Origin of the sequence: Pseudomonas monsensis (assembly GCF_014268495.2) — a bacterium.
Classification (GTDB): domain Bacteria; phylum Pseudomonadota; class Gammaproteobacteria; order Pseudomonadales; family Pseudomonadaceae; genus Aquipseudomonas; species Aquipseudomonas monsensis.
This window is the reverse complement of sequence record NZ_CP077087.1, coordinates 170,621-183,214: the sequence shown is the minus strand read 5'-3', so window position 1 is coordinate 183,214 and position 12,594 is coordinate 170,621. Positions and strand designations below refer to the sequence as shown.

Sequence of the window (12,594 nt, the reverse complement as noted above, 5' to 3'; positions counted from 1 at the left end):
AACGCCACAAGGGTAGGCCCTCTCTAGTGCTATGTCGGGACTGAACAACCTTCCAGCCGACAACCCCTGACGATGACCGAGGATAAAAAAATGACTATCAAGACCGCTGCTGCCGGTGCCGCTCTCGCTCTGGCTGCTGCCACAATGTTTGCCGGTGTGGCGACCAATGCGATGGCTGCCGATGCCAACGTTCACTGTTACGGTGTGAATGCCTGCAAAGGCCAGAATGACTGCAAAACCAAAGACCACGCTTGCAAAGGCATGGGCTCCTGCAAGGGCCAGGGCTTCAAGGCCATGACCCAGGCGGCGTGCGAAAAGGCCGGTGGCAAGGTCGGCGAATAACCTGACCGCCAGGTGTCGCCGCAGTGGTTAACGCCACTGCGGCCACTATCAACAGGAGTTCGCCCATGTCCGCCTCTCTTCCCTGTCTCGGTTATGGCCTGGGATTGCGCAGCGCCTATTACCAACAGATCCTCGAACAGGCCCCTGACGTCGACTGGTTCGAAGTGATCTCGGAAAATTTCATGGTGCCGGGCGGTAAGGCCCTGTACTACCTGGACGCCATCGCCGAGCGTTATCCGCTGGTCATGCATGGCGTCTCCCTGTCCATCGGCGGGCCGCACGCCCTCGATCGCGACTACCTGATACACCTCAAACAACTGGCCGAACGGGTCAAGCCGGCGTGGATCTCCGACCACTTGTGCTGGAGCCGTGGCAACGCCCATCAACTGCATGACCTGTTGCCGTTGCCGTACACCGAAGAAAGTCTGGAGTACATTGCCGGGCGCGTCGCGCAGGTGCAGGACGTTCTGCAGCGTCCACTGGTACTGGAGAACGTCTCCAGTTACGTGCGTGCCGCTTCCGATGATTTCACCGAATGGGAATTTCTCGCCGCCCTGAGCCGGGTGAGCGGCTGCGAATTGCTGCTGGACGTCAACAATGTCTACGTCAGTTCACGCAATCACGGCTTTGATCCGTGGACCTTCATTCAGCAGTTGCCGGCCGACAAGATACGTCAGCTGCATCTGGCGGGGCACAGCGATTATGGCGACTACGTGATCGACACCCACGATCATCCGGTCAGCGATCCGGTCTGGGCGCTGTATCAACGTACGCTGCAACACCTCGGCCCGGTGGCCACCCTGCTGGAACGCGACGATCACTTTCCGCCGTTCGACGAACTGCTTGATGAATTGCGCAAGGCTCGTGAATTGGCAATGGTCCTGCAGGGGAGCACGCAATGCGCCTGAATGACTGGCAGTTGGCGTTCGAAGCATTTCTGCTGGATGAGGCCGTCGCCGATCCGGCACTGGTCGACTCGCTTGTCGGCGGCCCGACGCTGGATGTCGATACCGGTCTGGCGATTTACCACAACGCTTACCGAGCGCGACTGCTTGAGGTGCTGCGCAGCGACTTCCCGACGATCTGGCACTGGCTGGGCGACGAGGAATTCGACCTGCTGGCCAGCGCCTACCTGCGCCAACATCCTTCGACACATTACAGCCTGCGCTGGCTGGGCAAAGGCTTCGAAGGGTTCATCCGCGAACATCTGGTGCTGGCACAGAGTGCGCCGTTGGCTGAATTGGCAGCGCTTGAGTGGGCCTTTACGCTGGCCTTTGATGCGCCCGCAGGCGCGCCGTCAAGCATCGAGACAATGGCGACGCTGGCACCTGAAGAATGGCCTGGGTTGCGATTCAAACCGACCCCTTCATTGCAATGGTTTGAGTGTCGGTTCAACAGCCTTGCGCAGTGGCGTGCGGTGAAGGAGCAAAGCGCCTTCCCTGCCAGCGTCAGCCTTGCGACGCCTCAGATCTGCCTGATCTGGCGAAAGGGTCTGGTCAGTCATTACCGCAGCCTGCCATCTGCCGAAGGCGAAGCGCTGAACGGGGTGCTGAACGAGAACTGGAGCTTCTCTGAACTGTGCGCACAGTCAGCAGTCACTTATGGTGAGGGCGCGCCACTTCAAGCCGTCACCTGGTTGAAACAGTGGCTACAGGATGGCTTGCTGGAGCGTCTGCAATCATAGTTTCGGCTAATTAATTCGATAGCCTGCTATTTTTTCAGGATGGTCTACCCTCAGATCAGACGTCTGAAACAAGGGGGATTTTCCATGCTCGCGCAACTTCCACCGGCCTTACAGAATCTGCAGTTACCGCTTCGTCTGCGGCTCTGGGACGGCCATGAAATCAATCTGGGGCCGGCGCCCAGCGTCACCATTGTGGTCAAGGACCCGCAGATGGTCAGCCAGTTTACTCATCCAAGTCTCGACGCGCTGGGGGCGGCGTTCATCGAGGGCAAACTGGAACTGGAAGGCTCGATCAGCGAGGTCATCCGGGTCTGCGATGAGTTGAGCAGCGCGTTGCTCGATGAAGACGAAGACAGTCAGCCGGTGCGTTCCGTGCACGACAAGGAGACTGACGCTAAATCCATTTCCTACCACTACGACTTGTCCAATGCGTTCTACCAGCTCTGGCTGGACAGCGACATGGCGTATTCCTGCGCGTATTTCGAAACGGGCAGTGAAACCCTCGAGCAAGCGCAACAAGCCAAGTTCCGTCACCTGTGCCGCAAGCTGCGTTTGCAGCCGGGCGACTATCTGCTGGATGTCGGGTGCGGTTGGGGGGGGCTGGCGCGTTATGCCGCGCGGGAGTTCGGTGCCAAGGTGTTCGGCATCACCCTGAGCAAGGAACAACTGGAACTGGCCCGTGAACGGGTTAAAGCCGAAGGGCTGGAAGACCAGGTCGAACTGCAGTTGCTCGATTACCGCGATTTGCCGCAGGACGGGCGCTTCGACAAGGTGGTCAGTGTTGGCATGTTCGAACACGTCGGTCACGCCAATCTTGCCGAGTATTGCAAGACCCTGTTTGGCGCGGTGAAGGAGGGTGGACTGGTGATGAACCACGGGATCACCGCCAAGCACACGGACGGTCGTCCGGTGGGGCGCGGTGCCGGGGACTTCATCGAGAAGTACGTGTTTCCCAACGGCGAGCTGCCGCACCTGGCGATGATTTCGGCCGAGATCAGCGAGGCTGGGCTTGAGATCATCGACGTCGAAAGTCTGCGCCTGCATTACGCGCGCACACTGGATCACTGGAGCGAGCGCCTGGAGGACAACCTCGAAGCGGCGGCGAAACTGGTGCCCGATCAAGCGTTGCGCATCTGGCGTCTGTACCTGGCCGGTTGTGCGTACGCGTTCGCTCGCGGCTGGATCAATCTGCACCAGATCTTAGCCGTCAAGGCGCATCCGGATGGCAGCCATGAACTGCCATGGACACGGGAAGATATCTACAATCCATGACGCCAGTGCGCCCTTGGCCTTTGGGCAAAGGGCTCAAAGAATCGGTGAAATGAGCCGGGCGATCCGCATGCCGACCTGTTGCAGGCGGTGGATCTCCCGGCTTTCTTCTTTGGCGACCTCATAGGATTGCTCGAAATCCTGATTGAGCATGTGTTCCACACTGGCGGCGAAGTCGCTATCGACGGTCAGCAACATCACTTCGAAATTCAGCCGGAATGAGCGGTTGTCCAGGTTGGCGCTGCCGATCGCACTGATCTCGCTGTCGATCAGCACCACTTTTTGATGCAGGAATCCGGGTTCATAACGAAATACCCGCACACCGGCGCGTACCGCTTCAAAGGCGTAAAGGCTGGACGCCGCGTAGACGATCCGGTGATCGGGCCGCGATGGCAACAACAAGCGCACATCGACGCCGCGTAATACTGCCAGGCGTAACGCGGCAAATACCGCTTCGTCAGGAATGAAATAGGGGCTGGTGATCCACACTCGCTCTGTCGCGGCGTGAATGGCTTCGACGAAAAACAGCGAACAGGTTTCGTAGGCATCTGCCGGGCCGCTGGCCAGCAATTGGCAGAGCACGCCATCGTCCGGGTATTCATCCGGCAAAATCAGCGGCGGCAAGGCCCGTGCGGCCCAGAACCAGTCTTCGGCAAAGGATTCCTGCATGCACGCCACCACCGGACCGCGTACTTTCACATGGGTGTCACGCCACGGTGCCAGCGGTGGCTTCTCTCCCATGTATTCATCGCCGACGTTATGTCCGCCGACAAAACCGACTACACCATCGACCACGACGATTTTGCGGTGGTTGCGGAAGTTGACCTGAAAGCGGTTGAGCCAGCCACTGCGGGTGGCAAACGCCTCGACCTCGACGCCGCCGTCGCGCAATGCCTGCACATAGCTGTGGGGCAGGGCGTGGCTGCCGATGCGGTCGTAGAGCAAATGAATCGCCACGCCGTCGGCGGTTTTCTTCAGCAGCAGATCGCGCAGGCGCTGACCGAGGCGATCATCGTGGATGATGAAGAACTGGATCAGCACGGCTTCCTTCGCGTGTTCGATGGCCTGGAAGATTGCGTCGAAGGTGGCCGTGCCGTTCACCAACAACTGCACCTCGTTGTTCGCCAGACACGGCATGCGTCCCAGTTTGGGCATGGCGCGCAATGAGGTATAGGCGTTCGAAGCGCGAGCAGCCAGCGCTTCTTCGACCCACGGCCGCCAGTTCAGCTCGGAGATTGCCTGACGCATCTGTTCGTTGGCCTGGCGTCGCGCCTTGATGTAACCATCGAAAGTGCTGCGACCGAAGACCAGGTAGGGAATCAGCGTCAGGTAGGGGATGAAGATCAGCGACAATGCCCAGGCGATCGAGCCTTGGGCCGTACGCACGGTGAGCACCGCATGTACGGCGGCAATCAAACCGAGGGTATGTATCAGAGCGATGAGATAACCGAAAATGTGCGGTCCAAAATAATCCATGGGGCAGCCTTGCTCCGGAAGATTTAATGCTTAACAGACCATGTTCTGTTGCGAATGTCGCTATTTAATTGGTGCATGAACCGAAGCAATCGGCCGACGTCTAACGGCCACTACTGATCAGGAGTTTTTCGATGAACGTTCGTCTGCTGGGTTTGGCGCTGGGCCTGGGTTTGGCATTGCCGGTGATTGCGCAAGCGCAGATGTTGCAGCCAGGGCTGTGGGAAATGACATCGAGCAACGTCAAAGTCGATGATCAGCCGATGGATGTGCAGTCGATCCTCGGCCAGATTCAAGGCCAAATGACCCCGCAACAGAGGGCGGCCCTGGAAAAGAACGGTATCAATATTGGCGGTAAAGGCATCCGTGCCTGCCTGACGCCGCAACAGGTGGCAACCAACGATATCCCGTTGGCTGATCCGCAATCAGGTTGCAAGCAACAGATCACCGAGCGCAACGGCAACCAGTGGAAATTCCGCTTCAGTTGCCCGAAAGCCCAGGGCACGGGCGTGGCAACGTTCCAAAGCGATCGGGAATTCACCACGGTAGCCAACGGCACGTTCAATGCCATCGGGATCAACCAGAAGGGCAGCCTGGAGACCCGCGCCGTGTGGTTGGGCCAGGATTGCGGCGCGGTTAAACCAAGAGCTTAAAAACATCGCGGGCAAACCCGCTCCCACAAGGTTCTGCAGTGGACATCAATGTTGTGTTCACCGGTGCAACCTGTGGGCGCGGACTTGCCCGCGATCGCGTCTTGTCAGTCACTGAATGCCTCAGCGCAAGAATCGCAACGCCAACCCTCGACACCCGTCATGCACCCGGTCGTCCCGCCACGCAATCTGCCCCGAAACAATTGTCGTATTCACCCGATGCCGAAAGCGGCGACCGGCAAACGGCGTCCATCCACATTGCGACAGAATCGGTTGCCGAGACACCTCCAGCGTCTGCGGTTCAATCAACACCAGATCTGCCCAATATCCCTCACGCAAATAACCGCGATCCGGAATGGCAAACAGATCCGCCACCCGGTGACTGGTCTTCGCCACCAGCGTGGTGATCGGCAAGACAGCGTCCGCCACCAGCTCCAGCAAGGCGGGCAGGGCGTGTTGCACCAACGGTAATCCCGATGGCGCCTCGCTGTAAGGTCGCTGCTTTTCCTGCCAGGTATGCGGCGCATGATCGCTGCCGATGACATCCAGCCGCTGGCTGTTCAACGCGGCGCGCAATGCATCACGGTCGGCGGGGGTTTTGATCGCCGGGTTGCATTTGATCAGGTTGCCCAGCGTTGGGTAGTCACGATCATCGAACAGCAGATGGTGCAGGCAGACTTCGGCAGTGATGTGTTTTTGCGCCAGTGGTTTGTCTTCGAACAGTTCGAGTTCACGTGCGGTGGTGAGGTGCAAAACGTGCAGGCGCGTGCCATGACGCTTGGCCAGGTCCACGGCCAGTGACGAGGAGCGATAGCAGGTCTCGGCATTGCGGATCAGTGCATGGGCATCCGGCGGCAGATGTGCACCGAACCGTTTGCGCAGGTTGGCCGCATTGGCGTCGATGCTCGGCGTGTGTTCGCAATGTGCCAACAGAAGGGTCGGCACCTCGGCGAACAGCCGTTCGAGGATTTGCGGATCATCCACCAGCATGTTGCCGGTGGACGCGCCCATGAACACTTTCACCCCGGCCACCTCACTCGGATTGAGCGCCGCCACCGTGTCGAGATTGTCCTGACTCACGCCAAAGTGAAAACCGTAGTTGGCCACCGAACTCATCGCCGCCCGGCGCTTCTTGTCCGCCAGTGCTTCGAGGGTGAGGGTGGCCGGTTGGGTATTGGGCATGTCCATGAAACTGGTGATGCCACCGGCAACCGCCGCGCGGGACTCGGTATATAGGCTGCCCTTGGCTGGCGCACCCGGCTCACGAAAATGCACCTGATCATCAATCATGCCGGGCAGTAGCCACTGACCGTTGGCGTCGATTTCCACCGCCGCGTTTTCGCCTTCGATGCTGCGGGCGATCTTGACGATGCGTCCGTTGCCAACCAATAAGTCGCCGTCGAACTCACGCCCTTCGTTGACCAGCCTGGCATTGCGAATCAGCACGCTGCTCATGGTTCAGAACTCGTTCTGCAAGGCTTTGTAGCCACGTACCAGATCGACATTGGTGCGCGCCACGTCTTCGGAAAACTCCGAGGCGCTGACGCTCACCGGTGGGAACTGCGAGAGATCGGTCTTCGGCCCGATGCGGGTGGTGGAGGGCACGTAGAACGCGTCGGGCAGATCGCGCCCGTCGACCACCGAGTTGTGCCGAACCACGCAGCCGTTGCCGACCACGCAGTTGAACAGCACGCTGTTGAAACCGATGAATACCCGGTTACCCACGACACACGGACCATGCACGATCGAACGGTGGGCGATGGAGCTGAATTCGCCGATCGTCACCGCCGCGCCGGATTTGGAGTGGATGACCACGCCGTCCTGGATGTTCGAATTGGCACCGATGGTTATCGCTTCCATCTCGCCCGATGCATCCACTTCGTCCGCGCGGATGACCGCATAAGGCCCGACAAATACGTTCTCGCCGATCACTACTTTGCCGCAGATGATTGCGGTTTTATCGACGTAGGCCGATTCGGCAATCTGCGGCAGATCACCTGATGGGTTCTTGCGAATCATGGTTGGCTCAGTGCGTTGTAGAGGGTGTTGAGGTTGTACTCGAACAGACCGGTGAAGGTGCTGGCCGGGCCGCTTGCGGCGAGGGCATCCGAATAGAGCGTGCCGCCAATGTGCGCTCCGCTTTCGTCGGCGATCTGTTTGAGCAGGCGTGCATCCTTGATGTTTTCCATGAACACCGCTTTGACGTGGGCCTGGCGAATCTGGGTGATCAACGCCGCGACTTCCGCGGCCGAGGGTTCGCGTTCGGTGGACAGTCCTTGTGGTGCCATGAAGTCGATACCGTAGGCCTGGCCGAGATAACCAAAGGCGTCATGGCTGGTGACGATCTTGCGGTTGCCCGCTGGCAGCGAACCGAACCTGGCCTTGGCTTTGGCGAGCAGGGCGTAGATCTGCTTCCGGTAGGTTTGACTGTTGCGTTCGTAGTCGGCCTTGTTGGCCGGGTCGGCGGCGATCAACGCTTTGGTGATGTTGGCGATGTACAGCTCGGCGTTGGCCAGATTGTGCCAGGCGTGCGGGTCGGGGATGGTCTCGCCATCTTCATCCAGCGAACGTGGAATCACCCCGTGACTCGCACTGATCACCGTGGCCTGAGTTTCGGTGCTGGTCACCAGTCGATCCAGCCATGGCTCGAAACCGAGGCCGTTCTTGATGATCAGTCTGGCCTTGAGCAGCGCTTTTGCATCGTCCGGTGTCGGCTCGTAGGTGTGAGCATCGGCGTCGGGGCCGACCATGTTGGTGATCTGGATATGCTCGCCACCGACCTGATGAACCATGTCGGCGAGGATGCTGAAGCTGGTGACCACGGGCAGTTTTTCCGCCGCCGATAACGACATCGACAGCATCAGGCTGAACAGCACAAATAGAGCGCGCATCGGGAGACACCTCATTGGGATGTGAGCAAAGGCGGGCGGCGCAACAGACCGTGGACCGGTCCGAACACCACGGACAGCAGATAACCGAGGCCGGCAATCAGCACGATGGCCGGGCCGCTGGGCAGCGAGTAGTAGAACGACAGCAACAACCCGAGCCAAACCGAGAGGCAACCGAGGGCGGCTGCGATAGCGATCAGGCTCGGCAGGTGTCGGCTCCAGAATCGCGAAGCTGCAGCGGGAAGCATCATCAGTCCCACCACCATCAGGGCGCCGATGGCCTGAAATCCGATCACCAGATTGAGTACCACCAGGGTCAGGAATACGCCGTGGGCCAGAGGGCCGAGGCGGCTGACGGTGCTCAGGAACAGCGGGTCGAGGGTGTCGAGCAGCAGCGGTTTGTAGATCAGGGCCATGGCGATCAGGCTCAAGGCGCAGACCCACAACATGCCATGGAGTGTCGGTCCGTCCACGGCCAGTGCCGAGCCGAACAGCAGGTGCAAGAGGTCGAGGCGTTTGCCGGCGATGCCGAGAATCAGCACACCGCTGGCGAGGGATATCGGATAGATCGCGGCGAGGCTGGCGTCTTCGCGCAGGCCAGTGCGGCGAGTGATCCACGCCGCGAGACCGGCCATGCTTAGACCGGCACCGAGACCGCCGAGGGTCAGGGCAGGCAGACTGAGGCCGGCGAACCAGAAGCCCAACGCGGCACCGGGAAGAATGCCGTGGGCGACGGCGTCACCGATCAGGCTCATCCGCCGCAGAATCAAAAACACCCCGAGTGGGGCAACGCTGCAGGCGAGCACCAGCCCGCCGAGCAGCGCACGCCGCATGAAAACGAACTCGCTGAACGGTTGCCAGAAGTGCGCGATGGCAAGCATCAGGCCACCTGCATGTCGGGAGTTTGTTGAATCAGTTCCGTGCTCGCGCCGTACACACATTGGCGATTGTTGATCAGCACTGTTTGAGCGATGTGTTGGCGGACGGCAGCGAGGTCATGGCAGACCACGACGAGGGTTCGGCCTTCGCCGTGCCAGGCGTGAATATGTTCCCAAAGCAACTGCTGGCCGAGTTCATCGAGTGCCGCGTGGGGTTCGTCGAGCAACAGGATCGGCGCGTCGGTCAGGCTCAAGCGCGCGAGCAGGGCACGTTGCAGTTCGCCGCCCGACAGTGCCATCAGCGGCCGGTGGCTGAGTCCACTCAGGTGCCAGTTGTCCAACGCATCGGCGAGTCGCTGGGCACGCAGCTGGGTCGATAATCTACGGCCCCAGAAACCGGCCGCCACCAGTTCGTGGAGGCTGATCGGGAATTGCCGGTCCAGATGCTGTTGCTGTGGCAGGAAGGACAGACCGCTCTGGCGTGGAACACTCAGCGTGACCTGGCCCGCCAACGGCTTTTGTAAACCGGCCATCACTTTCAGCAGGCTGCTTTTGCCACAACCGTTAGCGCCAACGATTGCCGTGAGACTGCCGTTGTCGAGCTCAAGTGAAAGGGGGGATGTCAGGGGTTGTCCGGGGGCACCCCACGTCAGGGATTGGCAACGGATCATGCGTGCTCCCGCTGCCAGCGACTTTGCGCAACGGCGTCGTGGGCGTGGAGGCTTTCGGCATGGACTACGCGCAACTGGAACGCGCTGACGCCCGGCGTGCGTCGCAGGGCCAGATTCAGTCGGCGGGCAGCGTCTTCGCAGAACATCAGATTTTGCCCGTTAGCGAGGGCGAAGGCTTGTTCGTCGGCGCGTTTCACTGCGGTTTGGACGGCAGTACCGAGCGCCGCTTCGGCGTCGTTGATGATTGCTGTCAGTGGCAACTCGTCGATGAATTCGTCCAGTTGAAGGTGCAATTCCGCAATGCTGCGTTGGCTGTGCGGCGTGGCGAGAATGCCTTGCGTTGATCCCAGCCAGGTCAAGACATCGGCATGTTGCAGCGACTTGTTGGCGAAGTCGTCGATGAATTGCTGCTGAATCAGCTGGCGGGCCAGCGCGGCGGAGCAAGGGCATGTTGATGAGTAGGGCACGTCGATTTGTAGTTCCACGTGGAACATTTGCTTTTCAAGACGAGCAGCAATGGTTGCCGGATAGGATTTCCAGCCGCTCAACGGACTGACCAGTGCGGGTCTTTTCAGCAGCAAATCGGTGTGAATATTCAGATAGGCGCTATTGGATAAACCCTCATGGCTGTCGAGAAACCGTTGCAGCACCTGCCGTATCAGCGCAGGGGAAAGGTTTTCCTGCTCGAGTGTTGCGAGCGCCAGATAGAGGCGAGACATATGAATACCGCGTGCCTCGCCATCATCCAGATTCACGCCAGCATCGGCCTTCGCACTCAGTTGTCGGCCTTCCAGCCACACAGGTAAAGCGATGCCGCGCATGCCCACCCATTCGAGAGGGAGAGCTTGGCGAGCGGCCTGCGCGGCGATGTCCGGTAAGGTCAGCGCATTCATGTTCAGCCCCATCTTGTTAATTGGAATTGATGTTACATTATAACAATTCAAATCACGATGCCTTTTTCATGAACAGGCTTTCATATGCACAGACGCCATCTGCTTAACCTGATATTGGCCAGCGCGGCCTTCGCCCTTCCTTTCAGTGTCTCAGCCGCGCAAGTTCGTAACGCGCGGCTCTGGCGCTCGGGTGAGAAGTTGCGGCTGGTATTCGATTTGAGCGCACCGGTGCGCTACAAGACTTTTGCACTCAGCGCTCCAGAGCGATTGATCATTGATCTGAGCGGCGCCAGTGTGACCGGCGATTTCAGTCAGTTAGCCCTCGGTAACACGATGATTCGTTCAATTCGATCCGGCCATTTCGGCCAGGGTGACACGCGGATTGTTCTCGATCTGAGCAGTCCGGTGCTGCTTAACAGCTTCCTGCTGGCGCCGCAGGATGGCCAAGGGCACCGCTTGGTGCTTGATCTGGTGAGCGCAAAACCGGCCCCGACCGTCCCAATGGTTCCACGTGAAACACCTGCAAAAGGCGTTCATCCTCAGCGCGACATTATCGTGGTCGTCGATCCCGGGCATGGCGGGAAGGATCCTGGCGCGGTTGGCGCCAAGGGCGAGCGTGAAAAAGATGTGGTGCTTTCCATTGCGCAACTGCTCGCAAAACGCCTGAAAAAAACCAGGGGTTTTGACGTGAAATTGGTGCGCAATGACGACTTTTTCGTGCCACTGCGCAAGCGCGTCGAGATCGCCCGCCAGCACAAGGCCGACCTGTTTATCTCGGTGCACGCTGACGCAGCGCCACGCCTGACCGCATCTGGCGCCTCTGTGTATTGTCTTTCGGAAGGGGGCGCGACGTCGGCAACCGCGCGCTTCATGGCGCAACGCGAGAACGGTGTGGATTTGCTCGGGGCTACCCGCTTGCTCAACCTCAAGGATAAAGACCCGATGCTGGCCGGCGTGATTGTGGATATGTCGATGAATGCAACGATTGCCGCCAGTCTGCAGCTGGGCAGCACGGTGCTTGCCAGCTTGGCGGGAATCACCACGCTGCACCAGAAGCGCGTCGAACAGGCCGGATTTGCCGTGCTGAAGTCGCCGGATGTGCCTTCCATCCTGGTTGAAACCGGCTTTATTTCCAATGCTCGCGACAGCCAACGACTGGTCACGGCGAGGCACCAGCAAGCGGTGGCCGAGGGATTGTTCGATGGTTTACAGCGCTATTTTCAAAAGAATCCGCCGGTCGACAGTTACATCGCCTGGCAACAGGCACAACACAGTTCGCGGGTCTAACAGCCCGTTATGCGGCTGCAGGTGAACTTTGCGCTGCTACCACCGGAGCTGGAGAAGCGATTGATGGTGGTCCAGCCCACCCGACGGGTGTAGCCCACCCAGGCTTCACCGTCGGACGCGATGCCGGTGAAGAACGTCAGTTGCCCGAAGCGGCTGTTGGTCTGCGCCCAGTAACGCTTTCCAGCTTTCTCGAATCCACGCAGGTAAAGCGTACTGCCCACGGTGTTGACGCTGTACGCATTGCCATCAGCATCCACGCAAGCCAGCAGATTGGCGCTGCGTGTGCAGCTGGCCAGCGCTGGAACCTGAGCCCAGGCATTGCCCACCATCAACAGCACGAGGCTGAAAACCGAGTACTTCAGCGCATTTCTCATCACGTTTTCCAGGAGGCCAGTTGATTGCAGCTTCCAGTGCTTTGTCGTTCAAGGCAAGACAAGGGCTGGCTTGTTTGTGTTGTTATACTATAACATTAATTTGAACTGAGCCTGACCCGACCGACTTCGAACGTTTACCTTCTCTGAAGCCCATCGTTTGGGGCCAGAAAACGTCCGGCGCGAGC

General features: G+C 59.4%; 14 protein-coding genes. 6 read left to right on the top strand and 8 right to left on the bottom strand.

Annotated elements, in window-relative coordinates; translation table 11 throughout:
* Positions 1 to 90: 90 nt before the first annotated feature.
* From bufA2 to cfaB, 4 genes are all read left to right on the top strand, one after another.
* Positions 91 to 342 (top strand): BufA2 family periplasmic bufferin-type metallophore, encoded by a 252-nt coding sequence (bufA2, locus tag HV782_RS00825; protein WP_123470041.1) that lies wholly within the window; start codon positions 91 to 93, stop codon positions 340 to 342.
* 65 nt (positions 343 to 407) lie between these two features.
* A complete protein-coding gene (bufB, locus tag HV782_RS00820; RefSeq protein WP_186743819.1) occupies positions 408 to 1,250 on the top strand; it encodes an MNIO family bufferin maturase in 843 nt (280 codons plus the stop codon).
* Entirely contained in the window at positions 1,241 to 2,026 is a 786-nt protein-coding gene (locus HV782_RS00815; protein WP_186743822.1) for an HvfC/BufC N-terminal domain-containing protein, read from the top strand. The genes bufB and HV782_RS00815 overlap by 10 nt, the downstream gene beginning before the upstream one ends.
* A gap of 84 nt (positions 2,027 to 2,110) precedes the next feature.
* Complete coding sequence (gene cfaB, locus HV782_RS00810; protein WP_123470037.1) at positions 2,111 to 3,298, top strand: C17 cyclopropane fatty acid synthase CfaB; 1,188 nt, start codon at positions 2,111 to 2,113, stop codon at positions 3,296 to 3,298.
* A gap of 33 nt (positions 3,299 to 3,331) precedes the next feature.
* Here cfaB and cls read toward each other — a convergent pair whose 3' ends face one another.
* Positions 3,332 to 4,771 carry a cardiolipin synthase gene (gene cls / locus HV782_RS00805; protein WP_186743824.1) on the bottom strand — a complete coding sequence of 480 codons (1,440 nt, stop codon included), beginning with the start codon at positions 4,769 to 4,771 and terminating at the stop codon, positions 3,332 to 3,334.
* 131 nt (positions 4,772 to 4,902) lie between these two features.
* Here cls and HV782_RS00800 point away from each other — a divergent pair, with 131 nt between their 5' ends.
* Complete coding sequence (locus HV782_RS00800; protein WP_123470034.1) at positions 4,903 to 5,421, top strand: DUF3617 domain-containing protein; 519 nt, start codon at positions 4,903 to 4,905, stop codon at positions 5,419 to 5,421.
* 120 nt (positions 5,422 to 5,541) lie between these two features.
* Here HV782_RS00800 and HV782_RS00795 read toward each other — a convergent pair whose 3' ends face one another.
* From HV782_RS00795 to folE2, 6 genes are read right to left on the bottom strand one after another with little or no spacing between them, the layout of a single operon-like run.
* Positions 5,542 to 6,873 (bottom strand): dihydroorotase, encoded by a 1,332-nt coding sequence (locus HV782_RS00795; protein WP_123470032.1) that lies wholly within the window; start codon positions 6,871 to 6,873, stop codon positions 5,542 to 5,544.
* Positions 6,874 to 6,876: 3 nt separating this feature from the next.
* Entirely contained in the window at positions 6,877 to 7,437 is a 561-nt protein-coding gene (locus HV782_RS00790; protein ID WP_128615744.1) for a gamma carbonic anhydrase family protein, read from the bottom strand.
* Complete coding sequence (locus HV782_RS00785) at positions 7,434 to 8,309, bottom strand: metal ABC transporter substrate-binding protein (protein WP_186743827.1); 876 nt, start codon at positions 8,307 to 8,309, stop codon at positions 7,434 to 7,436. Before HV782_RS00785 ends, HV782_RS00790 begins: the two co-directional genes overlap by 4 nt.
* An 11-nt stretch (positions 8,310 to 8,320) precedes the next feature.
* Complete coding sequence (locus HV782_RS00780) at positions 8,321 to 9,187, bottom strand: metal ABC transporter permease (RefSeq protein ID WP_123470025.1); 867 nt, start codon at positions 9,185 to 9,187, stop codon at positions 8,321 to 8,323.
* Positions 9,187 to 9,855, bottom strand: coding sequence for a metal ABC transporter ATP-binding protein (locus HV782_RS00775; protein WP_186743828.1), 669 nt, complete (start codon positions 9,853 to 9,855; stop codon positions 9,187 to 9,189). The genes HV782_RS00780 and HV782_RS00775 overlap by 1 nt, the downstream gene beginning before the upstream one ends.
* The gene (gene folE2, locus HV782_RS00770) at positions 9,852 to 10,748 is read right to left on the bottom strand and encodes a GTP cyclohydrolase FolE2 (RefSeq protein ID WP_186743829.1); all 897 of its coding nucleotides are present in this window, start codon (positions 10,746 to 10,748) and stop codon (positions 9,852 to 9,854) included. Before folE2 ends, HV782_RS00775 begins: the two co-directional genes overlap by 4 nt.
* Before the next feature lie 84 nt (positions 10,749 to 10,832).
* Between folE2 and HV782_RS00765 the strand changes: the two genes are divergently transcribed.
* The gene (locus HV782_RS00765; protein WP_186743830.1) at positions 10,833 to 12,035 is read left to right on the top strand and encodes an N-acetylmuramoyl-L-alanine amidase; all 1,203 of its coding nucleotides are present in this window, start codon (positions 10,833 to 10,835) and stop codon (positions 12,033 to 12,035) included.
* On the opposite strand, the gene HV782_RS00760 is transcribed toward HV782_RS00765, so the two are convergent.
* Complete coding sequence (locus HV782_RS00760) at positions 12,032 to 12,409, bottom strand: glutamine synthetase (protein ID WP_186743831.1); 378 nt, start codon at positions 12,407 to 12,409, stop codon at positions 12,032 to 12,034. The two genes, HV782_RS00765 and HV782_RS00760, sit on opposite strands and share 4 nt — an antisense overlap.
* Positions 12,410 to 12,594 lie beyond the last annotated feature (185 nt).